The following is a 26,280-nucleotide window of genomic DNA, read 5'->3' on the forward strand; positions in this document are numbered from 1 at the left end:
GCCCACCGGTCGCATCCCGCTCCGCCCGGCCCGCGGCCCGCTTCGGGTGAACGACGGGTGTACTGCGTACAACCATCCTGTTGCGTCGGGGGTCTTCGTGGGGGTGCGGGCCGTACGTCGGCCCGCACCCGAACGCAGACTCTGAGCAGGAGGAACCGGGTGCCCCAGCGCGCACTTCGTTTGTCGGTCGCCGTCGCGGTGGCCATGGCCGCCACCGCCGTGGCCGTGCCCGCCGCACAGGCCGCGCCGGCCGCCCCCGTCGCCGCGGGGGACGACTTCAACGGCGACGGCGTCGCCGACGTGGCCGTGGCCGCGCCCCGGGCGACGGTGAGCGGGAAGCGGGAGGCCGGGTACGTCTCAGTGAACTACGGCATCCGCGGCGTCGACCCGCAGACGGCGGTGCACGGCAAGGTCTACCACCAGAACACCCCCGGCATCCCCGGCAGCGCGGAGGCGGGCGACCTGTTCGGCTCCGCCCTGACGTCCGGCGACCTCGACGGCGACGGCTACGACGACCTCGTCGTCGGCTCGTCGAACGAGGCCTCCGGAACGCTGTGGGGCAACGGCAGCCTCACGGTGCTGTGGGGCGGGCCCCACGGCCTCTCCGGCGCCACCGTCGTCAAGGGCGCCCGGTCCGGTCAGCGGCTCGGTGAGGCCCTGACCGCGGGCGACTTCGACGGCGACGGACGGCCGGACCTGGCCACCGGCACGACGGTCGCCCACGGTCCCTTCGACCGGACCTCCGGCGCGGCCCGCACCGAGGCCATGGACGTGGAGGTCGGCGGCTCGGCGGAGGAGCTGTGGAACCCTCCCGCGCTCGCCTCCGGCGACATCGACGGCGACGGCATCGACGACGTGGTGGCCGTCGTCTCGCACGGCTCCGGCGAGCTGCCGTACCACGGTCCCCGGCTCGTGCAGTACCTGGCGGGCGGCGAGGAGGGGCTCACGCCGGCCCGGACGCTGACCGACGCCGGCACGGGCGAGGCCCTGGACGGCGGGCGCTCGGTGGCCGTGGGCGACCTCGACCGCGACGGGTACGCCGACATCGTCCTCGGGCGCGCGAGCGAGGCGGACATGGACGGCACCGAGGAGGTCAACGCCCTCGGCGGCGCGATCGAGGTCGTGCCGGGCGGCGCCGGGGGACCGGACACCGCGGGCCCGCGGCCGTTCCTGCACCAGGACAGCCCCGGGGTGCCGGGCAGCGCCGAGTCCATGGACGGCTTCGGCGAGAGCGTCTCCCTGGGCGACGTCAACCGCGACGGCCACCTCGACCTCGCCGTCGGCGCCGGCGGCGAGGACGTCGGCACGCGCGCCGACGCGGGCTCGGTGACGGTGCTGCTGGGCACCGCCTCGGGCCTCACCGGCACGGGCGCGAAGTCGTTCACCCAGAACACCGCGTCGGTGCCCGGCACCGCAGAGCGCGGCGACCGGTTCGGCCACGCGGTCCGGCTCGCCGACACCGACGGCGACGGCCGGGCCGACCTGTTCGCCGGCGCCCCCGGCGAGAACGAGTACGCCGGCTGCGTCTGGGTGCTGCAGGCAGGCGTCACGCAGATCCAGGGCGCGGGCTCGATCTCGTTCGGCGCCCGCTCGCTGGGCACCGTCGCCGCGCAGGCCCAGCTGGGCAGCGGTTTCGACGACTGACGCGGACGCTCCGGGTCGGCGAAGGCGAGGGCCACCTTCCCCCGGGGCCGGTCTCCTTCCCCGGAGACCGGCCCCGGGGCCGACTGTCAGTGGCCGCTTCTAGGGTTCTCTCACTGGAATCCGCGGCACCGGCCGCGGGATCACGGCCCGGGGGAGAGGTCTGTCATGTCGACGACGTATCTGGAGCTGTCGCAGGACGGTGGCGGCGCCCACAAGTTCTATGAAGTGACGGTCCAGGGACGGCAGGTGTCGGTGCGGTACGGACGCATCGGCGCCGCCGGGCAGTCCCAGACGTCGACGTTCCCCACCCTGGAGAAGGCCGAGGCCGCCGCCGCGCGGAAGATAGCCGAGAAGGTGCGCAAGGGATACGCGCCCGCCGTGCAGGGCGGGCGCGCGCCCCGCGCGGTGACCCGTCGTCAGGTCGCCTCCGCGCCGTCCACGGCCCGCGCGGTCGCCCCGGTGCTGTGGCGCTTTGGCACCGGCTCCTCGGCCTTCGGCATCCACATCGACGACGAGCGCTGCTGGGTCGGCAACCAGGCCGGCGACGTCTACACCCTGGCCCACGGCGGCGAGGTCCTCGCCCGCTACCAGCTGCCGGACGGCGTCAAGTGCCTGGTCGCCGACGACTTCTGGATCTACGCCGGCTGCGACGACGGCCGGGTCTACGACCTGTCGTCCAAGCTGCCCTTCGCGGCCTACGACATCGCCGCCGAGGTCGACATCTTCTGGCTCGACATCCACGAGGGCGTGCTCAACGTCGCCGACCGCGCCGGCCGGCTCACCGTCATCGACCACGAGGACGAGCACCAGTGGGCGCGCGGCGGGCGCGGCGAGCACGCCTGGATGGTCCGCGCCGACGACCGGGGCGTCTACCACGGCCACACCCGCGGAGTGACGGCCCACACCCCCGACGGCGGCGCCGAACTGTGGCACACGCGCACCCGGGGCAGCGTGCTCTTCGGCTGGCAGGAGGCCGACGCGGTGTACGCGGGGACGGCCCACCGGGTCGTGCAGCGGCTGTCGAAGGCGACCGGCGCGATCGAGGCGACGTACCACTGCGACAGCCCGGTGTACTCGTGCGCCACCTCGCCCGGCGGCCGGTTCGTCTTCGCCGGGGACTCCGCCTCCTCCGTGTACTGCTTCGACCGCGACGGCGCCCTGCTGTGGAAGCTCGCCACCGGCGGCGGCTCCGCCCTGTCGATGCAGTACCGCGACGAGCGGCTCTACCTGGTCACCACGGACGGCTCCCTGGTGTGCGTGGACGCGAGCGAGGCCGCGATCACGGCCGCCCGGCGCGGCTCGGTGCCGGTCCCCCGCGACGTCAAACTCGCCGCCGCGACGCCCACGTACGCGGCGGCCACCGCGGCCGAGTCCGTCGCGACCGTCACCGCGGCGCCCGCGGGATCGGTGGTGGTGCAGTGCGTGCAGGAGGCCGGCCGGACCCGGATCCACGTGGTGTCGGAGGGATACGACCGGTCCTGGAACGTGCAGTTCCCGCGCGCGATGCGGGAACCGGGCGCACGGTACGTCGTCGACGCGGTGCACGCCGCGTCGGGCGGCTTCTACCGGGTCCGCGGCGACATCAGGAGGCTGGTGTGACCGAGGCGGCCCGCCGAGGGGAACCGGCCGCCGGGGAACCGGCGGTCAGGCGATGGACGCGGAGACGATGGCCGACACGGCGAGATTGCAGGACGCCGTCACCCACACCGCGGGGTGCGGCTCCGGGTCGACCAGCGTCGCGCCCAGGCGGCCCGGCGTGATCAGGTCCACGATCCAGAACGCCACGGCCATCATCACCAGCCCCAGCACGCCGAACGCCGCGGTCGACACCAGGCCCTTGCCGAAGTCGTCGTAGGTGGTCCAGATGGAGGTGAACACGATGCCGCCGATGCCGAGCAGCGCCGAGCTGAGCAGCAGGGCGGCGTTGCGGTTGCGGTGCTCCCAGATCTGCCGGCCGAGCTTTCCCGGCGTCAGCACGTCGACCAGGACGATGCCGAGGACGAGCAGGACCAGCCCAAGCCCGCCGTAGGCGGTGGCCCGACCGAGTCCGTTGACGATGTCGCTCATGTGTGTGCCGGCTCCGTAGCGTGAGGGATCTGAATGATCGCGTTCGAGGAGAGGCAAAATCTAGCGCACCAGTTCGGCCTGGGACGGGCAGGTCCGGCAACCCCGGGCCTCTCGCGTGGCCCCGCCGGGAACGGGTACGCGGACTCGGCAGGTGCCGACCATCCCGACCACCGAGGTGCAGTGATGTCCGAGCAGCAGGACCAGCCGGAGACGCTCGACGCCGGGGCCGCCGACGGCGGCGAACGCGATCTGCTGGAGGGCCTGACCGTCGACGAGCGCAGACCCGAGCGTCCGCTGCTGCTCGACGCCGACGGCAGCCCCGTCGACACCTGGCGGGAGAACTACCCCTACGACCACAAGGTGCGGCGCTCCGAGTACGAGCGCACCAAGCGCATCCTCCAGATCGAACTGCTGAAGCTGCAGCGCTGGGTGAAGGACACCGGGCAGCGGCTCGTCGTCATCTGCGAGGGCCGGGACGCGGCCGGCAAGGGCGGCACCATCCAGCGCTTCACCGAGCGCCTCAACCCGCGCGGCGCGCGCGTCGTCGCCCTGGAGAAGCCGACCGAGCGGGAGGCGGGGCAGTGGTACTTCCAGCGCTACGTCCCGCATCTGCCGGCCCGCGGGGAGATCGTCTTCTTCGACCGCTCCTGGTACAACCGGGCCGGCGTCGAACGCGTCATGGGCTTCTGCACCGAGGACCAGTGCCGCTCCTTCCTGGAACAGACGCCCCTGTTCGAACGGCTGCTGACCGACGACGGCGTCCTGCTGGTGAAGTTCTGGTTCTCCGTCTCCCGCTCGGAGCAGCGCACCCGCTTCGCCATCCGCCAGGTCGACCCGGTGCGCCGCTGGAAGCTCTCTCCCACGGACCTCGCCTCGCTGGACCGCTGGGACGACTACACGGCCGCCAAGGTGGACATGTTCCGCGCCACCGACACCCCCCACGCCCCGTGGACGGTGGTCAAGAGCAACGACAAGCGCCGCGGCCGGCTGGAGGCGATGCGCAGCCTGCTGAACCGCTGGGAATACACGGCGAAGGACCACGAGGCCGTCGGCAAGCCCGACCCGCTGATCGTGGGCCCCGCCGACACCCTGCTGGAGCCGGGCGAGGAGTACGCCGACCTGTCGCCCACCCCGCTCGCGGGCCCCGGTCACGGTCCGGGCCTGCACCCGGACCGGGAGGACGAGCAGAACGAATAACCGGTTGCGCGCGACGACGGTCACGGCATGCACTGTCCGGATGATCACGCAGCCGCGTCCGCAGATCGGCGTCCTCGTTCCCCTGTCCCGGCCCGGCTGGACCGAGGCGGGCCGCCATCTGCTCGCCGGGCTGGAACTGGCGGCCGACGAGGTCAACGACGCCGGCGGGATCGGCGGCGCGCCCCTCGAACTGATCGTCCGGGACACCGCCGCCGATCCGCTGCGGGCCGCTGCGGCCGTGGACGAACTGGCCGGCCTCGGGGTGGCCGCCCTCGCGGGGGAGTACCACAGCGTCGGCGCGCGCGCCGCGGCCGCCCGCGCCGACGCCCTCGGCGTACCGTTCCTGTGCTCGTCGGCGGTGCTCGACGCCCTCACCGAACAGCCGACCCAGTGGGTCGCGCGTCTCGCCCCGCCCCAGTCCCGCGGCTGGCGGGTCTACGCGGACTTCCTCCTCGCCGCGGGCCACAGCCGTATCGCCGTGGCGGCCCAGCCGAGCCTCTACTGGGCGTCGGGGACCCGCATCCTGCGGGAGCGCCTCGCGCTCCGCGGCGGCACGGTCGCCGAACTCGACGTGGACGCGCTCACCCCCGAGGGCGTGTGCGACGACCTCGTCCGCCTGGGCGTCACGGCCCTGCTGCTCCTGGCCGGTCACCCGGAGCCGGCCGTGTCCGTCGTCAGGTCCGTCCGCGGCGACCGGCGCCTGGCCGGGCTCCTGATCGGCGCTCCGGCCGGGCAGCCCGAGTTCGGGGCATGGGCGGACCTCCTCGGCGCCGACGGCGCCGGGGTCCCGTTCCTGCGCTACCTGCCCGAGCGGCTCGGCGCCCTCGGCTCCCGCGTCGGGGCGGCCCTGCGCGAACGGCTGGGCGAGCCGCCCTCCTTCGTCGCCTTCGAGGGCCACGACACGATCGCCGTCCTCGCCGACGTCCTGCGCTCCCACGGCACGGACCGGGCCGGCATCGCCGAGGCCTGGCCGCACGTCGCCGTCGAGGGCACCCGCGGCACCGTCCGGTTCTCCCGCACGCCGGGCACCGGCGTTTGGCAGTGGGCCCGGCCGCCCGTCCAGGTCGCCGACCACGATCCGGCCGACCCGGGCCGCTTCCGGATCCTCCACACCGGCTGAGCCGAGGGAACCCGCGCCCGGCGCCGCGCGCCTCACCGCGCCCCGGCGGCGGCCGGCGCACGCACCCCCGAGACGACGAACCCGCTGCGCGGCCGGGTCGGGATACGGCGCAACGGGATCGTCAGATCCTGCTCGGGAACCTCGTACTCCAGCCGGGCCAGCCGCACGGCCAGCGCCTCCAGCAGGCCGATGGTCAGGTGCTCGCCCGGGCACCGGTGGCCCGCGTCCGGGGTTCCGCCGCCCTGGGGGATCAGCATGTCCCGTTCCACCGGCCGGTCCAGGAACCGCCGCGGCCGGAACGCGTACGGGTCACCCCACAGCCGCTCGTCGTGGTGCTGCCCGTACACGTCCAGCAGGACCGTGCAGCCGGCCGGAATGTGCTCCCCGCGCCAGGTCAGGTCCGTGACGGCCCGGCCGCCGAGGAACGGCGCGAACGGGTAGAACCGCCGCACCTCGTGCGCGAACGCGGCGGCGTGGGCGATGTCGCCGGACGCCAGCGGCTCCCGGTTGCCGGGCCACCGGTGCAGGGCGTGCGCGGAGAAGGCGACGAACCAGGCGACGGCGGCCGTGGGACGGACGACGTTCAGCAGTTCCACCGCGGCCGTCCTCGCGTCCAGCGGCTCGCCCGAGGCGTCCGTGTGCCGCGCCACCCGCCCCAGAACGCTGTCGTCGGACGCCGGCACGTTCCCGGCGCGCACCTCCCGCACCAGCCGGGCCATCCGCTCCTCCTGGCGTCCGCGGGCGCGCCGGGCGCGCACATGGCGGGGCCCGAGGCCGGCGAAACCGTCGACCATGGCCAGCAGGTCGCGGGCGAGCGGCGCGGCCTCGTCACGGCGCAGCGGAACCCCGGCCCAGTCGCAGACTCCGCGGGTCAGCACCGTGCCGGCCTCCTCGAACAGCACCACTCGGGACCGCCCGGACCAGGTCGCCACGGCCTCGTCCCACGCCCGGCCGACCTCCTCCACCAGCCCCGCCACGCTGTCGACGTGCAGCAGCGGCAGGAACAGCGACTTGCGCGCGCGGTGCGCCGGACCGTCGAGCGTGTGCACCGCCCCGTGCCCGAAGAGCGTGCCCAGCACCGGCTCCGGAACGGCCCCGTGCCGGCAGACGTGCCGTTCGTCGTAGAAGAACCGCACGGCGTCCGGCCCGCGCAGCGCCACCGCGGGCCGCCCCAGCAGGCGCGACCGCACCACGTCCGAGGAACTTTCGCGCACACGGTTCGGCAGCCAGGCGTAACCCTCGGCGGCGACGGACAGGGTGCGGTCGATCAGGGGGTGGCGGAAGGTGCTCATGGGGCACGAGTGCCCCCGTCGACGGGCCGATCACGCGGCAGGCGGGTGAGGAGCGGGGAACGGCCGGTCAGTGCGGTTCCTCGACGAGCCGGCCCAGCCGGTCCAGGCTGTCGTGCAGCGCGCCCTCCACGTACTCGCGCGGCGGAGCCTCCTCGGGCGAGAAGAACGACAGATGCACGATGACCTGGCTCGGTCCCTCGTCCGTGCCCTCCACCTGCAGCCAGCCGCTGTACTTGCCGGACTCGCGGGTCCCCCACTCGATCCGCATCTGCTCCTCGTCGACCCGCACGAGCGCCTGCTCGCCGCGGTGCTCCGGCGGCTCCTCCACGACCGTGGCCGGCGGATCCTCGGTGCGGAAGCGGAACGAGGGCGACATCCACTCCTCGCTGCTGTCCAGGTCTCCCGCCTGCGCGAAGACCGACTCGGGCGGCGCGGCCACCGTCTTCGACATCTCGTACTCGGTCACTGACGACTCCCGGGATCGGGCAGGCCCGCTCCCGACGCGGGCTCGCCGGGACCGCCGAGTTCCCCGCCGGGCGCACCCCGACACACCCGGGGCCGCGCCGGCCGGTGTGCCCGGGTGCGCCGTGGCTCAGACGTCGTGCCCCTGGCTCGCCAGCCACCGGTGCACGGCGTCCTTGTCGGCCGGCGTGATCCGGACGGGCCCCCGCACATCGGGTCCCTCGTCCTCGTTGAAGCCGGTGTCCGTGACCCGGGCGGTGACCCAGGTCGCGAGGTCCTGGCCCACGTCCGGTGGCAGCGTGCCCCGCTCCCAGGCCTCCCGCGCCCGGCGTCCGGCCGCGTCGTCGTCGTGTTCCGTCTCCGCCAGCCAGGCCGGCGCCAGCCGCTCGACGACCCGCCGGTCGTCGGGGGAGGCCGGCGCGGGCCGGCGGTCGTGTCCGTACGTGCTCATGCGGCCCGGGTTTCCCCCTGTGCGCCGCTGATGCGCCCGCACGGCTCCGGCATGCCGCACCGCCCGCCCCGGGTATGCCTTGCATGTGCACGCCGAACAGGCGCACAGGGGGGAGCCGGTCGCGGTGACGGACGGTCGGCGTCATGGGGCCCGGCGGCGGGAGTCCGGGCGGGCCCGGCGCAGGCGAACGGTGCGCCTGCTGCGCGCCCAGGGACGGTACGGCCCCCGCTTCCGCGAGGTCCTGCCCGCACTCACCGGCCTCGCCCTCGCCGTCTGCGGTACGGTCGCCGCCGTCACGGTGGCCCACCGCACCCTCGGCCCCGCCGCTCTCGCGGTCCCGGCGCTGTTGTGCGCCCTCGCCGTGCCGTTGCTGCTCCAACGGCGCCGCCCGGCCGCCCGCCGACGCCGGGGTCGTTACACGGAGCGGGAGATCGCCGACCTCGACACGAAGGGCCTCGCGCTCGCCGTCGCCCGCATGCTCCGCCGCGACGGCTGGACCGTGCGATTACCGCCCGGCGACCACGTCCGGCCGCGCGTCCGGGCCCGCCACCCCCGAGGACACCGACTGGAGGTGGCGTTCCGTCCCGTCGCCGAGCCGCTGCCCGACGAGGAGCCCCGCCCCGTGCCGCGCACCGGGGCACGGGCGCCCGTCCGGCTGATCGTCCACCGCGGCGACTTCGGTCCCCGGGACCGGCGCTGGGCGAGCGGCAGGGCGAACATCCGCCTGCTGGACGGCACACTGCTGCGGCGCTGGGCGGACGGAGCACCGCTCGACGAACTGATCGACCTCGACGCCGCCGGCGAAGCGGACTGACCGTCAGAAGAGCTCGCCCTGCCGTCCTGCTTCGGCCCGGCGCCGGGTGCGGCGGCCGGCGGGACGGGCCGGGGCCTGCTCACCGAACAGCGGGACCGTGCCGTACTCGTCCGGCTCGGCCGGAACGGCCATCGGCCCGGTGCCCACGTTCAGCCGCAGCGGGGCGTCACGGTCGAAGTCCCCCGGCGTCATCTCCGCCCAGTCGCAGCCCTCGTGCTCACTCACGCCCAAGCCCCCGTACGCCGCCTCCGTCCGCCACATGTCCGCGGTACCCGGGGCGGGCACGCCTCACTCGCCCTTCGGCCCCGCCTGCTGCACGACCTCGAAGGACCACAGCGTGGACTGGCTCGCCGCCGGCTTCGGGCGCTCGCCGTCCCCCGGGCCGCCCTGCTGGTGCGCCGCCTTCATGGGGCCCTCCATCCACGCCTGGAAGGACGCCTCGTCGCGCCAGCGGGTGTACACGAGGTAGGTGTCGGTGCCCTCGACGGGACGGAGCAGCTCGAACCACTCGAAGCCGTCGGAACTCTCCACGGCGTGGGCCCGGGAGGCGAAGCGCTTCTCCAGCGTCTCCCGCTGCTCGGCGGGCACGGTCAGCACGTTGATCTTGACTACGCTCATGCCCTCATCCTGCCGCACGGGGCGACCGCGCGCCGATCCGCCCCCGATCGTCCGCGCCCGCTTCGCCGAGGTCTCGACCACGCGTCCGTACCGGCGCCTTGACGATTCGCCGCCGGTACTCGCCCGACGGCGAGGCTCCGACCCGGCGGGGTCCCCGGCCGACGGGCGCGGGCGGCCGGAAGCGCCGGGCAGCCCGAACCGCCGGACGGGCGCGCCGTCGGGGAAGGCGGTGCCCGCCCGGCCGCGCGCACCGCCGACCACCGACCGCCGGCTGCCGACCGCCGTGCGCGGGGCGCGCGGCGCGGACGCCACCGGTGCCTGCGTGACCCCTTCGCGGGCCGGTCTCAGCCCGCCGCCAGATGTGCCAGCACCGACTCCAGCGTGCGCCGCACCGCCTCGCGGGACTCCTCGGTGTGGTCGAGGGTCTCGAAGCCGTGCTGTCCGTTCGGTACGTCGACCACCTCCACGTTCGCGCCGCACTCCTCGGCCGCCGTCAGGAACTCCTCGACGGTGGCGGCGATCTCGGGCATCTCGCGGCCCACCCGGACCAGGACGAGAGGCAGTTCGCCGGCGTCGGCCACCGCGCGGGCCGGAGCGAACCTGCTGCCGGTCAGACCCCAGCTCGGCAGTGGAGCGAGGACCGGGTAGACGGCCGCCACACAGCGCAGCCACTCCGGGGGTGCGGCCAGCCAGTCCGCGCTGAGGGGGCCGCCGCCGGAGAAGAACCACAGCGCGATCCGGTCCGCGTCCACCCGCGCGTCGGCGCGCACCAGGTCCACGGCCGCCCGCACGTCGGCCGCGGCGCGCTCGTAGTCCGTCACGGCGTGCAGCCGGTGGTCGAGGGTCACGCCCACCACGCCGCCGAGGGCCGCGCACCGGGCGTATCCCGTCAGTGTCGGCCAGTCCCGCGGTGTCGGACGGGCCTCGGCCGGGACCGGGCCGCCGTGCACGAACACGACCGCCGGCCGCGGGCCCCCGGTGCCGGGCGGCAGATGCAGGTCCACGTTTCCGGTGCGCTCGCGGGGGAGTTCGGGCACGTCCAGCAGGAACGGCCGCAGGTGCGGCGGCGGTTCGGCGGCGCCGGTCGGCTTCAGCCGGCGCCCCTCGCCCGCCGCCGCCCTCAGCAGGGCGTCCGCCAGTTCGGCGGGGCGGGAGAGCATCGGCCAGTGCCCGGTGCCCAGTTCGAAGAAGGACACCCGGGGATCGGTGAGCGCCTGCAGGGCGGGGTCGCCGAAGCCCACCAGGGTCTGGAGCATGTCGATGCTCGTGCCGCTCCCGGTGCACAGCACCCCCGTCGTGGGCACCGCCGCCACCGCGCCCGTCAGCCGGAGCGGCTGGAGCAGGGTGCCGAGCGGCTGCGGTGCGGCGAGGGGTCCAGCGCCGCGTCGGACAGACCCGCGGTACTGCCCCACCGCTGCCACTCGTCCCGTCCGGGCGGCGGCACATCCGCGCCGCCCCCGTCTTCGGCCAGCCGTTCCCGCAGCGACTGGTCCGGCACCGCGGCCAGCGCCGGGACGCCGTTCTGGGGCATCCCCGCGTCCAGGTACACGATCCGGGCGACGCGCTCCGCCCGCTGGTCGGCCGCGCCGAGCACCGGATGGATGCCGTAGTCGTGGCCGACGAGGACGACCTCCCGTCCGTCCGCCGCGTCGATCGCCGCGACCACGTCCGCGATGTGCGTCTCCAGATCCACCGGCTCCCCGCCGGGCCCCGTCCCGCCGCCGGATCCGTCGAGGCCCGAGAGCGCCACCGGAAGCGCCCCCGCACCCGCCGCGGTCAGTCCCCGAGCGGTCTCCGCCCACACCCACGAACCCGTGAAAACGCCCCCCACCAGGACGAACACCGTCATGACGCGCTCCTTCGCACACCGTCGTCGGCGAACCGGGACGATCACCCGGCCGCGCTCGCCGGTACGGTAGAAACTCCCCCAGAGGGAGGTTCAAGTGTTCACGTCGCCCGACGGGCTGTGCGGCATCGGGGAACTCGCCGAGCGCGCCGGCGTCACCGTCAAGACCGTTCGCTTCTACTCCGACCGCGGCCTGCTGCCCGAAGCCTCCCGCACCACCGGCGGGCACCGCCGTTACGGCCCCGACGCGCTGGACCGGCTGCGTCTGATCCGCTCCCTGCGCGCCCTCGACCTGCCCCTGCCCGAGGTGCGCCGCATCCTCGACGAGGAGGACGCGGCGCAGGCGGCGGGCAGTGCGCTGGAGGACGCCGTCGCCGGTCAGTTGCGCTCCCTCGGATCCCGGCTCACGGCGCTGCGCTGGCGCGAGGCGGCCCTGCGCCTGGTCCAGGAGAGCCCGCCCGCGCAGCGCGCCGAACGCCTGCGGCTGCTCGGCGCCCTGACCACCCCGCCGAGCACCGCCCCCCTCGCCCGCTTCTGGCGCGCCTGGCTTCCGGCCCGTATGCCTGCCCGGTCCACCGCCGCCTTCCTCGACGTCGCCGTCCCGCACCCGCCCGACGACCCCCGTCCCGCCCAGGTCCTCGCCTTCGCCCGGCTGACCGCCGTCACGTCGGCCCCCTGCCAGGGCGCCCGGCAGCCCCAGCCCGAGGCCCACCGCGCCGTGGGCGCGCGCGGGGCGGCCGTACTGTACGAGGGGCTCGCCGAGGCGTACGAACTGGCGGCCGTGCAGATGCGCCGGGACCGCGCGCCGTACGCCGGTGACGCGCTGGACGGGTTCGTCGCCGCGTACGCCCGCGCGTACGGCGTGCGCGACGGCCCGGACTTCCGCCGCGGGCTCGCCGTCCGACTCGCCGGCGATCCGCGGCTGGACGGCTACTGGGAGCTGGTGTCCGAGGTGACCACCCCACCGGGCCGCCGCCCCGAGCCGACCCCCGGCTCGGCGCACGACTGGCTGCTCGCCGCGCTCGACGCGCAGACGGCGCGGGACCCGGCGTGAACCCCGCACGAGGCGCACCCGTCGACGACGAGGAGGGGGCCTGCGCGGCCCCGACCGCCCGCCCCTGCCCGAGCGCCGCCGGCCGCGAGGTCCTGCGCGAACGCCGACCCGGTCCTGCGGGCGGCCGAGGACACCGACGGCCGGTCCCGGTACGCCGCCGCGTGTCAGTCGCCCGCCGCCCGAGCGAGGTCACCGTCCCGCCGGTGTGACGGCAGGCGGCCACGACGTGCCCGACGCGCGGACGCAACGGACACGCCCCACGAGGGCCGCGCCCTCCGCGTCGAACCGCCCGCCCACGGCGTGGCCCTGACCGCCACGCCCCGTGAACCGCCCCCGTGATCCGTCAGCCGCCCGGGGCCTCGCCCGAGCCGTCCACGGCCTCGCCCGCGTCCGGGTAGCAGGGGACCAGCGTGTCCACGCCCACCAGCCGCATCACCCGCAGCACCGACTCCTGCGCCCCTGCCACGCGCAGCCACCCGCCCGCGTCCCGGGCGGCGTGGTGGGCGGCGATGAGCACGTTGATCCCGCTGGAGTCCATGAACGTCACGCCGCCGAAGTCGGCCACGGTCCGCGGCCCAGCCGTGCCCGGCGGCGGAAGCAGCGCATGCCGGAAGCGGTCGCGCACGGTGTGGTCGATCTCGCCGCGCAGGACGACGACCCGCACCCCGTCGACGGCCCGGGTGTCGACCGACAACCGGTCGGGCCGCGCTGCCCCCTGAATCTCTCTCACAGCATCCTCGACTGTTCGCCGTAGCGGACTCGAATCGGAACGTGCGTAGCCAGCCTGCCCCGATCGTACGGCGGGATGCCTCCCGCAGGTCCTCAACCGCGGCGCGGGCGGATTGTGAGGCGGGGTACCGGGTATACGCAGGCCCGTGAACGGGGGAACGAAGATGGAACCGGCGGAAACAGGACCTGACGACGACGGCGCCCCGCGAGGGGCCGCACCGATGGAGGACGTCGTCGCCCTCGACGGCGACAGCAGCTGCATCGCCCGTGCCAGACGGTGCGCCACGGCCTTCCTCGCCCGCATCCGGGCGACCCACGGCCTTCCGGTCTCCGACCGGGCGATGGACCTGACCCAGCTGGTGGTCAGCGAACTGGTCACCAACGCCCGCAAGTACGCGCCGGGTCCCGTGCTCATGGAGCTGCGCGTCAACGGCGCCGTCGTGGAGATCACCGTCTGGGACAGCGATCCCGCCCTGCCGGTGGCCCGCGCCGCCGATCCCGGCCGGGTGGGCCAGCACGGCCTGGAGATCGTGATGGCGGTCGCCCAGGGCTTCGAGGCCCAGCGCGAGCCGGTCGGCAAACGCATCACGGCCCGCATCGCCCTCCAGGACGGGACGGAGGCCGAGCGCGTCGGTGGGTAGGACCCCGTTCGCCGACGTCGTGGGCCCGGGTGCACGGGCCCACGACGTCGGCGAACGGCGGAGCCGGCCGCACGCGCGGCCCGGTAACCGCCGCGCGGCGGCTTTCCGCGGGCGTTCGGGTGCGGGGTCCGCCGGGCCCGCGCGGGCCGTGCGCCGCGGCCGTCAAGGCTTGCCCACCGCCCGGCGTCACGCCCCCGTGCGCTCCCTCTGCCCGGTCCGCCCCGCCCGCACCACACCGGCGAAGTTGGCCGCCAGCCGGCGTGCCGCCCGCTCCGCCGCCGGTTCCGCCGTCGCCGCGGCGGCGTGCAGCGACCGCGTCTCCCGCTGCCCGGCGCCGGCCAGTGCCGCCTCGTCCCACCCCGTGAGGCGGTCCGCGTCGGCCTCGGGGTGGAACTGGACGCCCCAGGCCCGCTCGCCCACCCGGAAGGCCTGCACCGGACAGGCCGGATTCTCCGCCAGATGGACGGCGCCGGGCGGCAGGGCGGTGACCTGGTCGCGGTGGTTCTGGAGCGCGGGGAACGCCTGGGGGAGCCCGGTGAAGAGCGGGTCGCCCGCTGCTTCTCGGCGCAGCCGGATCGTGCACGCGCCACGCTCGGGCGGGCCGTGGTCGGCCCGCACCGCGCCGCCCGACGCCAGGGCCAGGACCTGCGCGCCCAGACAGATCCCGAGCAGTGGCACGCCGCCGGCCACACACCGCCGTACGAGGGCCCGTTGAGCGGGCAGCCAGGGGGCGACGTCGTCGGCGTCCGGCATGAAGCCGCCGCCGAGCAGCACCACGGCGTCGAAGCCGGCCGGTGCCAAGGGCGCCGAGGCTCCCGGCGTCTCGTGCACGTCCAGCCCTTCGGCCGCCAGCCAGGGCACCAGCCGGCCCGGACCGCTGCCCGCCGAGTTCCGCACCATCAGCACGCGGCCCCGCGCCCCGTCGCCCGTGGGACCCCGCGCCGTACTGCCTGTGGGACCCCGCGTCGTATCGCCCATGGGGCCACCCCACCAAAAGGGCCGGACGAGGGCAACCTCCGCGAGCGTTCCCGAGCGCTTGCTTAAGCGCGGTTTAAAAGGCCCTTAAGCAACCGTGGGCCCACCGTGCGACAGGAAATCGCCGCAGGTCAGGGGCGCTTGAGGGCGCAAGTCGGACAGTTGGCCCGGTCGTGCTTCGTGCGTAGCATCGGGGCCCTTCGGCGGGTGCCGCCGCAGGCGAGAGAGCGCTCTCAGAAGAGCCTCGGGGGGAGTCGTCTGCTGGTCCCGTCGAGGTGATGCCCCAGAACTCCCCACAGACAAGGTGTGTTCAGCCCATGGCTGCTCATCGCGCACGCCGGTGGCCGATCGGCGGACTGGTCTTCCTGGTCGCCGCCGCCCTCGTCACCGCCGTACTGCTCACCACCTCCGGACCGGGCGCCTCCCGCGCGGACGCCGCCCAGACCGTCCAGACCTGGTCGGACGAGTTCTACGGACCCGCGGGCAGCGCTCCCGACCCCGCCAAGTGGACCGTGGAAACCGGCGGTTCGGGCAACGGCAACCATGAACTGCAGTACTACACGGACCGCGCCGACAACGTTGCCCACGACGGTGACGGACATTTGGTGATCACCGCCCGCGAGAACGCCGACCCGGCGCTCAAGTGCTGGTACGGCGACTGCCGGTACACCTCGGCCCGCCTCAACACCGCCCGCGCCTTCACCCAGGCGTACGGCCACTTCGAGGCCCGTATCAAGGTGCCGCGCGGACAGGGCGTGTGGCCCGCGTTCTGGATGCTCGGCGACGATCTCGGCACCGTCGGATGGCCCGACAGCGGCGAGATCGACATCATGGAGAACGTCGGCAAGGAACCCGGCACGGTGCACGGCACCCTGCACGGCCCCGGCCACTCCGGCGCCGGCGGCATCGGTTCGCCCCACACCCTTCCCGACGGCAGGGCGTTCGCCGACGACTTCCACGTCTTCGCGGTCGACTGGAGCCCTTCCGAGATCACGTGGTCGGTCGACGGCACGGCCTACCAGACCCGGACCCCCGCGGACCTCCAGGGCCACGAGTGGGTCTACGACCATCCCTTCTTCCTGATCCTCAACCTCGCGGTCGGCGGCGACTGGCCCGGCAGCCCCGACGGCTCCACGGCCTTCCCCCAGACGATGACCGTCGACTACGTCCGCGTCTCGGCGTCCGACACCGCCGGAGGCGCCGCCGGCGAAACGGGCGGCAAGCCGGCGACGACCGCCGCCGTCAGGGGCGTCGGCGGCATGTGCGTGGACGTGGCGAACGCCTCGACGGCCGACGGCACCCCCATCCAGTTGCACGACTGCACCGGCGTGGACGCCCAGAAGTGGACGTTCCGCGAGGACGGCACCGTACGGGCGCTCGGCAAGTGCCTGGACGTCACGGACGGTTCGACGCGGGACGGCGCGCCCGTCGTGCTCAGGACGTGCGACGGCGCCGCCTCCCAGCGCTGGACGCGCACCGAGGCCCGTGACCTGACCAACGTCAGGGCGGACAAGTGCCTGGACGCCAAGGACGGCTCCTCGGCCGACGGCACCCGGCTGCAGATCCGGACCTGCACCGGCGCCGCCCACCAGAAGTGGACCGCCGGCTGACCCCCACCGGCAGGCGGCCCCGCAGCCCCATCGACAGCAACGAGTTCGAAGCAGCATCCGGCAACTCCCCGAGGAGAACCCCCACATGAGCCCCCGTCACCAGCGCGACCTCACCCGCCGCAAGGTCCTCACCGCCCTCGGCGGCGCCGCCGTGGCCGTCCCCGCCATCGCCGTCGTCGCCCCGCACGCCCTGGCCGGATCCGAGCAGGGCGGCGACTCGTCCGGGGCCCGGGCCGCCGCGGGCACGCTCCCGCTGACCGTCGTCAACAGGACGGGCTCGTTCGGCAACGACTCGATCCACGTCTACATCGTCGGCAACCAGGACGGAAAGCAGGTCCGCGTCACGCCCGACGGCTCCCTGGCCCCGATCTCCCTCTCCGACAACGGCGCCGACGGATTCACCGACTACGCGATCCCGCTGACCGGTACCGAGACCACGCTGACCCTGCCCCACATGTCGGGCCGCATCTACGTGGCGCTCGGCGGCAAGCTGAAGTTCAAGGCGGTCGCGGACGGCAACGGCAACGCCGCCCTCCAGTACCCGGCCGGCTGGGTCACCTCCGACCCCAACTACCGGGTTCTGCACGACTGCGCCGAGTTCACCTTCAACTCCTCGGGCATGTTCTGCAACACGACCATGGTCGACATGTTCAGCGTGCCCATGAACATCCGGCTGACCGGCGCCAGGGACCAGACCACCGGCACCCTGCGCGAGGGCGGCCGGGCCGCCGCGTTCGCCGCCGTCAAGACCGTCGAGGAGTTCGCGCCCCTGGTCGTCGACGATCTGCGCATCATCGCCCCCGGCCACGGGCTGGACGCCGGCATCTTCGCCAAGGACTACTTCGCCCCGTACATCGACGAGGTGTGGAGCACCTACACCGGCCGGGACCTCACCGTCGCCACCAACGCCGGCGCCTTCACCGGCCGGGTCCGCGGCGACCGGCTCACCTTCGACGGCCCGGCCCCCGTCTCCTTCGCCAGGCCGACCACCCGGGACGTCCTCTTCTGCGACGGCAACCTCGCCGCCCCCAACGACGGCACCACCGGGCCCGTCGCCGCCGTCCTCGGCGCCGGCTTCAACCGCTCCACGCTGATCGGCCACCCGGCCCAGCCGACCACGAACCCGGCCGACTTCTACCGGACCGATCTGACCAACCACTACTCCAAGGCCATCCACGCGGCCACGGAGGACGGCAAGGCGTACGGCTTCGCCTTCGACGACGTCGCCGACTTCGCCTCGTACATCCAGGACACCGCCCCCACCGGCATCACGTTGACACTGTCGGCCTTCTAGCGCGTGCGATCGCAAGGCGCCGGAGCGCCCTCGTAGCGGAGCTACCAGGGCGGTTCGGCAAAGCGGCTGGGGGTGCCCCCTCCGGGGGAGCGCGTGCCAGGAGCCGCCACGCCGCGGGCATTCGTCAGACACCCCCTGGCGGCACGGGGCGCCGCGGGCCCGCCCGCGGCGCCCGGCCGTCGGGCGGTGACCGCCCGGTCGACGGTTCGGCCGCGCCCGGCCGGTCCGAGCACGGCCGGGTCACCCCATCGGCCGTCGTCGCCATGCGCCGCGGTCGCCCCGTGGGTAACGTCGTTCTCGACGGAGCCGCCGCGATCGCGGGCGTCCGTGCCGTGCGTTGGTGGTCCAAGGCAAGACGCCCCGCTTCCCGCGGGGGAGATGCAGGTGCGAGGCCTGTCCAACGCTCGAACGAAGGTCCCGGCCCCTGCACGGACGCAGGGACCGGGACCTCGCGTGTGCGACAGGGGAGCGTCGTCACCCTTCCCCGGCGCCCCCGGACTCCCAGCGCAGGAGATCGCCGGGCTGGCACTCCAGCACCTCGCACAGCGCCGCGAGAGTGGTGAAGCGCACCGCCTTGGCGCGGCCGTTCTTCAGGACCGCCAGGTTGGCGGGCGTGATCCCGACCCGCTCCGCCAGCTCGCCCACGGACATCTTCCGCTTGGCCAGCAGGACGTCGATGTCGACGGCGATCGGCATCAGATCACCTCGGCCAGTTCGGCCTGCAGCTGTGCCGCCTCGACGTCGCGCGCGACGGCCTGCGCGAGCAGCATCCGCAGCACGAGCACGATCAGCGCGACGCCCAGGACCGCCATGACGCCCCCGCCGATCAGCAGCACGATTCCCGGTGCGACGGCCTCGCCGGGCGCCAGCAGCACCCCGAGTGCGAACAGCAGCAGCGCGGCGGCGACGAACGCGCCGATCACGATGTCGACGTACCGGAAGGCGGCGTGCGAGAACACGGTCCCGCGCCGCACCATCGTCACCAGCCGCCACACGCAGACGGCGACGACCTGCGCCGACGCGATGCCCAGCACGAGAGTCGTGATGAACGCGGCCGGGGGATAGGCCAGTTCCGTGTCCACCCCCTCCAGGTCCTTGGCGAGCAGCGGCATCAGCACCACCTGCACGCCCACCGAACCCGCGAGCAGCACCCCCAGCACCATCCTCAGCGCGAGCACCGTCAGCTTCCCCATCGCCTCTCCCTCCCTCGGACCCGTGCGAGCCCCTGCGAGCCCGTGCGAGCGAGCACAGGCGGACCCCCAACGGGTCCAATCGATCCACGATGGAAATCTATCGAGAAACGATAGGTGTGGCAAGTGGCGAGTCCGGCCTCACCGCCGCAGCGCCCCCGAGACCTCCGCGCGCGTGCGGACGTCGAGCTTGGCGAGGATGCGCTCGACGTGGGTGTCCACCGTCCGCTTGGAGATGAACAGGAGCTCGGCGATCTCCCGGTTGGACAGCCCTTCCGCGACGAGTCGGGCGACTTCCCGCTCCCGCGAGGTGAGGTCTCCGGCCGCCGCCCGGCCGCTTCGCGCCGGCGGGACGCCCCCGCCCGGCACGTCGGCGTCCGCGCGGACGGCCTCCAGCACCTCGGCGCCCGACATCCGCGCGCCCAGCCCGTGCCAGCCCTCGTACGCCCCGTCGCCGAGCTCCGCCCGCACCGCGGCCTTGACCGCGTCCTGCTCCTGGAGCAGCGAGGGCAGCATGGCGACGGGATCCCCGCTGAGCCGGCGCGCGCTCTCGGCGTACCCGAGCAGCCAGGCCGCCCTGGGGAACCGTTTCTGCCTGGCGGCGTCCCAGGCCAGCCCCAGACAGCACAGGGCCGCGACCAGTACGTCGCCGATCTCGCTCGCGGCCTCCAGTGCCCTGCGCAGCAGCGGTGCGCTGCGCGCGCCGCGGTCGGCGAGCCACAGGATGATGCCGTGCGCCATCAGGGTGGAGGCGTACAGCTGGCGCTCCCCGGTGCCCTCCAGGGCGGCGAGGCCGGCCTCGCACCATTCCAGGGCGCCGTCGGTGTCGCCGAGCACGGCCCGCAGCAGCGCGCCCTCGTAGTGGACGACGGCGAGGCCGCTACGGGATCATCGTGGGATGCGCCTCGGCGGACAGCGCCCGCAGGAGTCCGGTGAGCGGCATCGGCTGCGGCGGGCGCGGCCGGTCCCCGATGCCGGTCTCGATGCCGTCGGCCAGGGCGCGCAGCGCCTGCGCCGCGCCGGGCTCGGGGAGCGTGGGGTCGAGCCCCGCCAGCGCGCGCCGGGCGCGGCGCCAGGCACGGCCGCTGTGACCGCTGTGGTGGTCAGCCAGCGCCTGGGCGTAGCGGGCGGCCAGCATGGCCCAGTCGTCGTCGGTGATGCTCCGCTGGGCCAGCGCACGCCGGGCGGTGCGGCGCGCGGCGGCGGGCGCGAAGGCGGCCTCGGCCACGGCCTGTGCCGCCAGGGACACGGCCGGCGGGGGACCGGACAGCGGCCGGTCCGGGACGGTGCGGGCCGCCTCCCGGAAGTGCTCCGCCGCGGCCCGCGGTTCGCCCTCGTGGAGCGAGATGAGGCCTTGCACGTGGGCGAGTTGGCCGACCGTGACGTCGTCCCCGCTCAGGACCGCCTCCGGCCAGGCCCGGCCCGCCAGTGTCCGGGCGGCCCGCGGATCGCGGCTCGCGCTGAGCCAGGCCGCCAGCCACCGCCCGCGCCTCCCCGCCGGACTGTCCGCGGGGCACCGCGGCAGCAGCCGCAGCAGATGACCGCGCCCCTCGTCGGCCCTGTCGTACACGGCCCACCAGAACCACAGGCCGAGAACCGTCTCCAGCGCGGCCTCGGCATGGTCGGGACGGTTCACGGCCTGCCGGAGTATGGCGGACAGTTCCTCCCGCTCCTCGTGCACCAGCCCCACGGCCTGCGCCTGGCAGCCCGCCGCCCACAGCCCCTCCGCGACCGAGGCGACCTGCCGGCAGTGTGCCGCCCGGCGCTCCAGCGCCACCTCCGTCTCGCCCGCCTCGCGCAGCCGTTCGGCGCCGAACTCCCGCGCGGCCCGCGTCATCCGGTACCGCGGCTGCCGCAACCCGCCCGGGGGCCGTACGGTCTCCAGCGCGCCGACCGCCGCCAGCCGCACCAGCAGCGACGGCACGCGCTCCGACGCCACCGCGCCCCCGGTGCACAGGAACACGGCCGCGGACTCGTTGAACGCCCCCGCGAACGCGCTCGCCCGGCCCCACACGATCCGCGCCTCGCGGTCGCACAGCGCGTAGCACGCCCCGATGGCGTCCCGCAGCGAGCGGTGCCGCCGCAGCGCGGGCCGTTCGCTGTGCAGCCGGCACTGACCGCGCTCGACCGACTCCACCAGGTCGTGGAGCGACTGGCGCCCCAATGCCAGCTGGTCGGCGGCCAGTTCGATCGCCAGCGGCACTCCTTCCAGTCGCCGGCAGACGCCCTCCACCGCCCGCAGGTCGGCGGCGTCGAACCCGCGCGCGGCGCCCCGCGCCCGGTCGAGGAACAGCTCCACCGCGGGGGCGGGTCCCCGGCCGCCGGCCCCCTCGGTGTCCAACGGCGTCAGCGGCAGCACCGCCTCCTCGCCCAGGCCCAGGGCCTGGCGGGCCGTCACCAGCACGCGCAGCCCGGGCACGGCGACGAGCAGGCGCTGTACCAGGCCCACGCACTCCTCGTGGACGGGGTCGACGTCGTCGAGGAACAGCAGGACGCCGGCGGCGGGCAGATGCGCTGCGAGGTCCGGGACGCCCGCGTCCCCGCGCCGGGGCCGGCGGCCGGTGAGCGCCCGGTACACGTCGGCGGCCAGTGCCCCCGGTTCGCCGGGCGCGTTGCCCCGCCGGCGGACGCGCACCGTGCGCCGCCACGGTCCCCGGGTTCCGGGGGCGATGCCGTGGACCGTCTCGGCGGCCAGCCGGCTCTTGCCGACTCCGGTCCGGCCGGTCACCGACACCAGGTGGTGCTCCGCCAGCAGTCCCCGCAGGGTCGCCGACTCCCGTTCCCGGCCGATCAGGGCGCCGGCCTCCTCGGGATCGTCCGCCGGGGGCGCCGCAGGGTTGCCGACACACTTCCACACGTTCATGGCCTTCCGCACTCTCAGGGTTCCAGCAGGCGGTGACACCGCGGCCGGGGGTCGGCCGCCCCGGCGCAGAACCGTCACTTCTGCGGCGCCACGGCAACCCCAACGCGCCCGTCGGGCCCAAGGTGGCGTCGAGCGGCGGGGGATCACACGGACGGCGACGGCGCGAACGCCCGTGCGGTGCCGGCATCCGGCCCCGACGGGCGTGATGATCACCACACGGCCGGGGCCGGGGGTGAGCATCCGTACTGGTGTGCGGCATGGTTCGGGTGGGCAGGCATGCGCCTGCGGGGATGGAAGTCGTCGGTCCGGTGAGGGGTATCCGTGCGTGTGTGTGTGATCGGTGCAGGCCTGTCCGGGCTGGCGGCGGCCCGGGCCCTGCGCAAACGGGGCGTCGACGTGGTCTGCCTGGAGGCGACCGCGGGGGTGGGCGGCATCTGGCGGCGGCCCCAGGCCGGTGAGCCGGGGCCGGGCTATCTGTCCCTGCACCTGAACACGGCCAAGGACCTGACGGCGTACTCCGACTTCCCGATGCCGGCGTCCTACCCGCTCTACCCTCGCCACAGCGACGTCGCCGTCTACCTGAACTCCTTCGCCGCCTGGGCGGGGGTGCTGGACTGCGTCGAGCTGGAGACCGAGGCGGTCTCGGTGCGCCAGGACGCGGACGGCGCCTGGACGGTCGTCAGCCGCGACGCCGAAGGCGCCTCGCGCACGCGCCGCTTCGAGCACGTGGTCGTCGCCTCGGGCCACAACTCGCAGCCCAACTGGCCCGATCCGCTGCCGCCGGGCGCCGACGCGTTCTCCGGCCGGCTGCTGCACTCCCTCGACTACCGGGACGGCAGCGACTTCGCGGGCCGGCGGGTCGTCGTGGTGGGGCTCGGGGCGTCGGCGGTGGACATCGCCGCCGACCTGTCCCGGCACGCCGCCCGCACCGTGCTCTCCGTGCGGCGGGGCCTGCACATCCTGCCCAAGCAGTTGTTCGGGATGTCGCTGGACGAGATCGCCGAGGCCGCCTGGTGGAAGAGCATGACCTTCGACGCGCAGCGGCGCTTCGTGGAGCAGGCCCTGCACGTCGCCCGGGGCCGGCTCGGGGACTACGGCCTGCCCGAGCCGGACCATCCGATCTTCTCCTCGGCGGTGACCATCTCCGACGAGATCCTCAGCCGCATCCGGCACGGCGCGGTGGAACCCCGGCCCGCGATCGAGTCCTTCGACGGCAGCCGGGTGGTGTTCGCCGACGGGACGTCCACCGAGGCCGACGCCGTCGTGTACTGCACCGGCTTCCGGATGTCCTTCCCGTTCCTGCCCGAGGGCTGCCCCGCGGGGCCGGACGGCGCGGTGGAACTGTACAAGCGGGTCGTCGCCCCCGGCCTGCCCGGCCTGTACTTCGTCGGCCTGGTCCGCCCGCTGGGCGCGATCACCCGGCTGGTGGAGGCCCAGTCCGACTGGATCGCCCGGCTCGTCGCCGGCGAGGCGAAGCTGCCCGAGGCCGCGGTGATGCGGGAGGAGATCGCCGGCTACCTCGACGGCATCGCCAAGCGCTACGGGCGGATGGAGGGTTCCTCCATCCAGGTCGACGTCGGCCCCTACCTCGCGGACCTGCGGGAGTCGCTGTACGCGTGACGCGCGTAGTCGCAGGCAGGACGGCTCCCGGAACGAGTGCCGCAGGGAGCCGTCCGCGTCCGCTCAGATCAGCGCTTCTCGCCGATGCAGCGCCCGGGGCGGCCGGATCGCGTAGGCCTCGCAGGAGATGTACGCCGTCACCCGCGGCGGCCGCCCGTGCTGGTGGGCCAGCGCCAGGTAGGCGATCAGCCCCAGGCCCTCCTCGGGCCGGCGCCGGGTGACCGCGGCCAGGGCGGCCGTCAGCGGGGCGGGGTCCATGCCGCGAGCGCGCAGCACGTCCTCCGCGCGCGTCAGCGCCTCCCCGTCGTCGCGGGCGTAGTCCCGCACCGGGATGTGCAGCGTGAACCCGGTCGGCCGCGGCTCGCCGGCGTCGGTGAACGCATGACAGGTCAGGCCGGGCCGTCCGGCGAGGACGGTGTCCCCGCCGTCGTCGGCGGCGCCGGCGACGGTGTGGAAGAACTCCTCGATGCCCGCCGGGGCGGGGCCGGGAACCATGCGCGACAGCCGTCCGGCGCGGGCGGCCGTGAGGTTGTCGTGGCGCAGGTACACCTTCGCCCGGGGCGCGTCCCAGTCGCCCATGTCCAGGGCGAAGAACGGGTGCCCGTCGGCCTCCGGCAGCGCGTCGAAGCCGTCCCCGTGGCCGAGCCGGCGCAACGCCTCGCGCACCGTCCCGGCGGAACGTTTCACCCCGGAAGCCGCCGGATTGAGATACACCTTCAGCCCGGGCACGCCGCCCGGCCTGAGCTCCAGGGCGCACCACAGGGCGAGCGGCCCCTTGGGGGCGTCCGGCAGGAAGAGGTCGCCCAGCGCGTCGAAGGCCTCCGTGGAGAAGTTCCACCGCTCGGCCAGGGTACGGACGAAGGCCGCGCCCGCACGGCCGTTGCGAGCCAGGCTGCCTGCGCCGCAGCCCGGTTCCACCAGCACGCGCAGGGCGGGGCCGGCACCCGGGCGGAAGGAGAGGGAGAACTCCACCGGGGTGTGGTCGTCGGACAGGAACGTCCGGGTGGGAGGCGGGAGATCCAGTGGCCGCTCGGCTGCCTGTCCCAACGAGAAGGTCAGCAGGTTCGCATATGCCTCCACCTCGGAACCCGACAGGCCGGCGACCACGCCGAGTCTTCGCAGCTGACCGCTCGTGAACTCGCCGAGCGTCGGTATTCGGGGGCTCGTGCGCCCACCGGCCGGCGAACGGGTCACCGGGCGCCTCCGGCCGGGCCGGGACGGACAAGAAGATACCCGCCCGGCGGGGCGGGTATCCGCAGTGGATGCGGCAGACAAGCGGCGTCCATGGAAGGGAGATCCATGACACCTCCTTCACCTCGTGAACAACTCCAATACCGCGTTGCTCACTACCCCTGCCGCTGATCGATCATGCGGACGCCGAAGGCGTGATGGTGTTGCCTCCATCACGCCTTCCTCACCATTGCGTCACTTGGTGAGCCAGGTGAGGAACTGGCTCCACATTCCCCCGCGTTCGGGCTTGCGCGCCGCTGCCGGGGCGCCCCCGGAAGCGGCCGTGGCGGCGGGACCGGCGGCGGTCTCGGACCGCCTGGCCGGCTGGACGGGGGTGAAGCGGGCCGGAAGGGTGGCCAGCGCCCGGTTGAACGGGCCCGGCCGCCAGGTCAGGCTGTCCTCGGGGACGGCCAGCTCCACGTCCGGCAGCCGGTTGAGCAGGCTCTCGATGGCCGTCACCGTGATTTGCCGGGCGGGCTCCTTGGACGGGCAGGCGTGCGGGCCCGCGCTCCACGCCAGGTGGGCCCGGTTGCTGCCGGCCTGCCGCGAGGCCTTCAGCGCGGGGCCGGTGTTGGCGGCGGCGAAGCTGACCAGCATCAGGTCGCCCGCGCGCACCTGCCGGCCCGCGAACTCCATGTCGGTGGCCGGGTAGTGCGGCGCGTAGTTCGACATCGGCGGGTTGTCCCACAGCGTGTCGTCGATGGCCTCGTCGATCAGACCGCCCTCGTGGGCGTACCGGTCGTCGGTGAGCAGACGGTGCAGGGTGTTGCCGATGAGGTTGCGCAGCGGCTCGGCGCCCGCGCCCAGCAGCAGGGCCAGCTGGTGAACCATCTCCTCGTCGGTCAGCTTGGCCTGATGCTGCATCAGCCAGCTGGTGACGTCGTCGCCGGGCTTCCTGCGCTTGAGCGCGACCAGCTCGCCCGCCGCGTCGAAGAGCACCTCGGTGGCCTTCTCGGCATTGACGCCGTCGAACATCCCGGAGATGCCGAACAGCACCCGGTCGCCGATGTCGGCGGGGCAGCCGAACAGCTCGTTGAAGACGAACAGCGGCAGCTGCTTGGCGTAGTCGCCGAGCAGATCGGCCGAACCCCGGGCGCCGAACTGGGAGACGAGGTAGTCGGACACCTGGCCCGTGCTGCGGCTGAGCCGGCGGTCGTCGACGCGCGCCATGCTGTCGGTCACCGCCTGCCGCAGCCGCAGATGCTCGGCGCCGTCGGCGAACATGCAGTTCGGCCGGTACGCCAGCAGCGGCGCGACCGGGTTGTCCGGGGCGATCCTGCCCTCGTTGAATTCCCGCCAGCGACGGGCGTCCTTGCGGAACGAGGCGGAGTCCTGCAGCAGCTGGAGCGCCGCCGTGTAGTCCGTGACGAGGGTGGCCTCCACGCCCGGGGCGAGTTCGACGGGCGCGGTCGGCCCGAAGTGGCGCAGGTACGCGTAGTAGGCCTGCGGGTCGGCCGCGAACTCCGGCCCGTGCAGCGGCACCGCGCCGCCGGCGGTGTGGGCCGGGCACCCCGGCGGGGGGACCGGGGTGGTGTCGTGAGCGTTCATGTCTTGCTCTCAGTT

General features: G+C 74.6%; 24 protein-coding genes, 1 tRNA gene and 1 pseudogene. 11 read left to right on the forward strand and 15 right to left on the reverse strand.

Features of this window, described 5'->3' with window-relative positions:
* Window positions 1–159 precede the first annotated feature (159 nt).
* The gene (locus ACZ6KF_RS16080; protein WP_469238792.1) at window positions 160–1,644 is read left to right on the forward strand and encodes an FG-GAP-like repeat-containing protein; all 1,485 of its coding nucleotides are present in this window, start codon (window positions 160–162) and stop codon (window positions 1,642–1,644) included.
* A 165-nt stretch (window positions 1,645–1,809) separates the two neighbouring features.
* Window positions 1,810–3,243: a WGR domain-containing protein gene (locus tag ACZ6KF_RS16085; protein WP_469238794.1), complete on the forward strand. Its 1,434-nt coding sequence runs from the start codon at window positions 1,810–1,812 to the stop codon at window positions 3,241–3,243.
* Between the two features lie 45 nt (window positions 3,244–3,288).
* Here ACZ6KF_RS16085 and ACZ6KF_RS16090 read toward each other — a convergent pair whose 3' ends face one another.
* Window positions 3,289–3,711 (reverse strand): DUF350 domain-containing protein, encoded by a 423-nt coding sequence (locus ACZ6KF_RS16090; RefSeq protein ID WP_356633854.1) that lies wholly within the window; start codon window positions 3,709–3,711, stop codon window positions 3,289–3,291.
* 183 nt (window positions 3,712–3,894) lie between these two features.
* On the opposite strand from ACZ6KF_RS16090, the gene ppk2 reads away from it, so the two are divergent.
* On the forward strand, window positions 3,895–4,908 hold the full coding sequence (gene ppk2 / locus ACZ6KF_RS16095; RefSeq protein WP_356633852.1) for a polyphosphate kinase 2: 1,014 nt from the start codon (window positions 3,895–3,897) through the stop codon (window positions 4,906–4,908).
* Window positions 4,909–4,948: 40 nt separating this feature from the next.
* Window positions 4,949–6,028 (forward strand): ABC transporter substrate-binding protein, encoded by a 1,080-nt coding sequence (locus ACZ6KF_RS16100; protein WP_469238796.1) that lies wholly within the window; start codon window positions 4,949–4,951, stop codon window positions 6,026–6,028.
* Between the two features lie 32 nt (window positions 6,029–6,060).
* On the opposite strand, the gene ACZ6KF_RS16105 is transcribed toward ACZ6KF_RS16100, so the two are convergent.
* The 3 genes from ACZ6KF_RS16105 to ACZ6KF_RS16115 all read right to left on the reverse strand — a co-directional run bounded on the left by ACZ6KF_RS16105 (window position 6,061) and on the right by ACZ6KF_RS16115 (window position 8,233).
* The gene (locus ACZ6KF_RS16105) at window positions 6,061–7,320 is read right to left on the reverse strand and encodes a cytochrome P450 (protein WP_469238798.1); all 1,260 of its coding nucleotides are present in this window, start codon (window positions 7,318–7,320) and stop codon (window positions 6,061–6,063) included.
* 67 nt (window positions 7,321–7,387) lie between these two features.
* Complete coding sequence (locus tag ACZ6KF_RS16110) at window positions 7,388–7,786, reverse strand: SRPBCC family protein (RefSeq protein ID WP_356633846.1); 399 nt, start codon at window positions 7,784–7,786, stop codon at window positions 7,388–7,390.
* Window positions 7,787–7,912: 126 nt separating this feature from the next.
* Entirely contained in the window at window positions 7,913–8,233 is a 321-nt protein-coding gene (locus ACZ6KF_RS16115) for a hypothetical protein (RefSeq protein ID WP_356633844.1), read from the reverse strand.
* Window positions 8,234–8,423: 190 nt separating this feature from the next.
* Between ACZ6KF_RS16115 and ACZ6KF_RS16120 the strand changes: the two genes are divergently transcribed.
* Complete coding sequence (locus ACZ6KF_RS16120) at window positions 8,424–9,047, forward strand: hypothetical protein (RefSeq protein ID WP_469238800.1); 624 nt, start codon at window positions 8,424–8,426, stop codon at window positions 9,045–9,047.
* Between the two features lie 3 nt (window positions 9,048–9,050).
* On the opposite strand, the gene ACZ6KF_RS16125 is transcribed toward ACZ6KF_RS16120, so the two are convergent.
* From ACZ6KF_RS16125 to ACZ6KF_RS16135, 3 genes and pseudogenes are all read right to left on the reverse strand, one after another.
* A complete protein-coding gene (locus ACZ6KF_RS16125; protein WP_469159284.1) occupies window positions 9,051–9,272 on the reverse strand; it encodes a hypothetical protein in 222 nt (73 codons plus the stop codon).
* 63 nt (window positions 9,273–9,335) lie between these two features.
* Window positions 9,336–9,665 carry an antibiotic biosynthesis monooxygenase family protein gene (locus ACZ6KF_RS16130; RefSeq protein WP_356633840.1) on the reverse strand — a complete coding sequence of 110 codons (330 nt, stop codon included), beginning with the start codon at window positions 9,663–9,665 and terminating at the stop codon, window positions 9,336–9,338.
* A gap of 344 nt (window positions 9,666–10,009) precedes the next feature.
* Window positions 10,010–11,514, reverse strand: a pseudogene (locus tag ACZ6KF_RS16135) (alpha/beta hydrolase).
* A gap of 94 nt (window positions 11,515–11,608) precedes the next feature.
* On the opposite strand from ACZ6KF_RS16135, the gene ACZ6KF_RS16140 reads away from it, so the two are divergent.
* Window positions 11,609–12,565, forward strand: a complete 957-nt coding sequence (locus tag ACZ6KF_RS16140) for a helix-turn-helix domain-containing protein (RefSeq protein WP_469238802.1) — start codon at window positions 11,609–11,611, stop codon at window positions 12,563–12,565.
* A 343-nt stretch (window positions 12,566–12,908) separates the two neighbouring features.
* On the opposite strand, the gene ACZ6KF_RS16145 is transcribed toward ACZ6KF_RS16140, so the two are convergent.
* Window positions 12,909–13,295 (reverse strand): STAS domain-containing protein, encoded by a 387-nt coding sequence (locus tag ACZ6KF_RS16145; RefSeq protein WP_469238804.1) that lies wholly within the window; start codon window positions 13,293–13,295, stop codon window positions 12,909–12,911.
* A 220-nt stretch (window positions 13,296–13,515) separates the two neighbouring features.
* On the opposite strand from ACZ6KF_RS16145, the gene ACZ6KF_RS16150 reads away from it, so the two are divergent.
* Window positions 13,516–13,935: an ATP-binding protein gene (locus tag ACZ6KF_RS16150; protein ID WP_356633832.1), complete on the forward strand. Its 420-nt coding sequence runs from the start codon at window positions 13,516–13,518 to the stop codon at window positions 13,933–13,935.
* Between the two features lie 186 nt (window positions 13,936–14,121).
* Here ACZ6KF_RS16150 and ACZ6KF_RS16155 read toward each other — a convergent pair whose 3' ends face one another.
* Window positions 14,122–14,835, reverse strand: a complete 714-nt coding sequence (locus ACZ6KF_RS16155; protein WP_469239072.1) for a type 1 glutamine amidotransferase — start codon at window positions 14,833–14,835, stop codon at window positions 14,122–14,124.
* Window positions 14,836–15,227: 392 nt separating this feature from the next.
* Here ACZ6KF_RS16155 and ACZ6KF_RS16160 point away from each other — a divergent pair, with 392 nt between their 5' ends.
* The 3 genes from ACZ6KF_RS16160 (at window position 15,228) to ACZ6KF_RS16170 (ending at window position 18,219) form a co-directional block, all read left to right on the forward strand.
* Entirely contained in the window at window positions 15,228–16,520 is a 1,293-nt protein-coding gene (locus tag ACZ6KF_RS16160; RefSeq protein ID WP_469238806.1) for a family 16 glycosylhydrolase, read from the forward strand.
* Between the two features lie 85 nt (window positions 16,521–16,605).
* On the forward strand, window positions 16,606–17,814 hold the full coding sequence (locus ACZ6KF_RS16165) for a beta-1,3-glucanase family protein (RefSeq protein ID WP_469238808.1): 1,209 nt from the start codon (window positions 16,606–16,608) through the stop codon (window positions 17,812–17,814).
* A 334-nt stretch (window positions 17,815–18,148) separates the two neighbouring features.
* Window positions 18,149–18,219, forward strand: a tRNA-Gly gene (locus tag ACZ6KF_RS16170).
* Window positions 18,220–18,288: 69 nt separating this feature from the next.
* Here the strand turns inward: ACZ6KF_RS16170 and ACZ6KF_RS16175 are convergent.
* From ACZ6KF_RS16175 to ACZ6KF_RS16190, 4 genes are all read right to left on the reverse strand, one after another.
* On the reverse strand, window positions 18,289–18,510 hold the full coding sequence (locus tag ACZ6KF_RS16175) for a helix-turn-helix domain-containing protein (RefSeq protein ID WP_469238811.1): 222 nt from the start codon (window positions 18,508–18,510) through the stop codon (window positions 18,289–18,291).
* Window positions 18,510–19,007, reverse strand: coding sequence for a DUF2975 domain-containing protein (locus ACZ6KF_RS16180; RefSeq protein ID WP_469238812.1), 498 nt, complete (start codon window positions 19,005–19,007; stop codon window positions 18,510–18,512). Before ACZ6KF_RS16180 ends, ACZ6KF_RS16175 begins: the two co-directional genes overlap by 1 nt.
* Window positions 19,008–19,145: 138 nt before the next feature.
* Window positions 19,146–19,841 carry a helix-turn-helix transcriptional regulator gene (locus tag ACZ6KF_RS16185; protein WP_469238814.1) on the reverse strand — a complete coding sequence of 232 codons (696 nt, stop codon included), beginning with the start codon at window positions 19,839–19,841 and terminating at the stop codon, window positions 19,146–19,148.
* A 43-nt stretch (window positions 19,842–19,884) separates the two neighbouring features.
* Window positions 19,885–21,867, reverse strand: coding sequence for an ATP-binding protein (locus ACZ6KF_RS16190; protein ID WP_469238816.1), 1,983 nt, complete (start codon window positions 21,865–21,867; stop codon window positions 19,885–19,887).
* A gap of 321 nt (window positions 21,868–22,188) precedes the next feature.
* On the opposite strand from ACZ6KF_RS16190, the gene ACZ6KF_RS16195 reads away from it, so the two are divergent.
* Window positions 22,189–23,487, forward strand: coding sequence for a flavin-containing monooxygenase (locus tag ACZ6KF_RS16195; RefSeq protein WP_469176895.1), 1,299 nt, complete (start codon window positions 22,189–22,191; stop codon window positions 23,485–23,487).
* 63 nt (window positions 23,488–23,550) lie between these two features.
* Here the strand turns inward: ACZ6KF_RS16195 and ACZ6KF_RS16200 are convergent, their stop codons facing one another.
* Together ACZ6KF_RS16200 and ACZ6KF_RS16205 are read right to left on the reverse strand one after the other, a co-directional pair.
* Window positions 23,551–24,681, reverse strand: coding sequence for a tryptophan dimethylallyltransferase family protein (locus tag ACZ6KF_RS16200; RefSeq protein WP_356637138.1), 1,131 nt, complete (start codon window positions 24,679–24,681; stop codon window positions 23,551–23,553).
* Between the two features lie 231 nt (window positions 24,682–24,912).
* A complete protein-coding gene (locus ACZ6KF_RS16205; RefSeq protein WP_356637136.1) occupies window positions 24,913–26,265 on the reverse strand; it encodes a cytochrome P450 in 1,353 nt (450 codons plus the stop codon).
* Window positions 26,266–26,280: the final 15 nt, after the last annotated feature.

Source organism: Streptomyces sp. NPDC046379 (assembly GCF_055587785.1).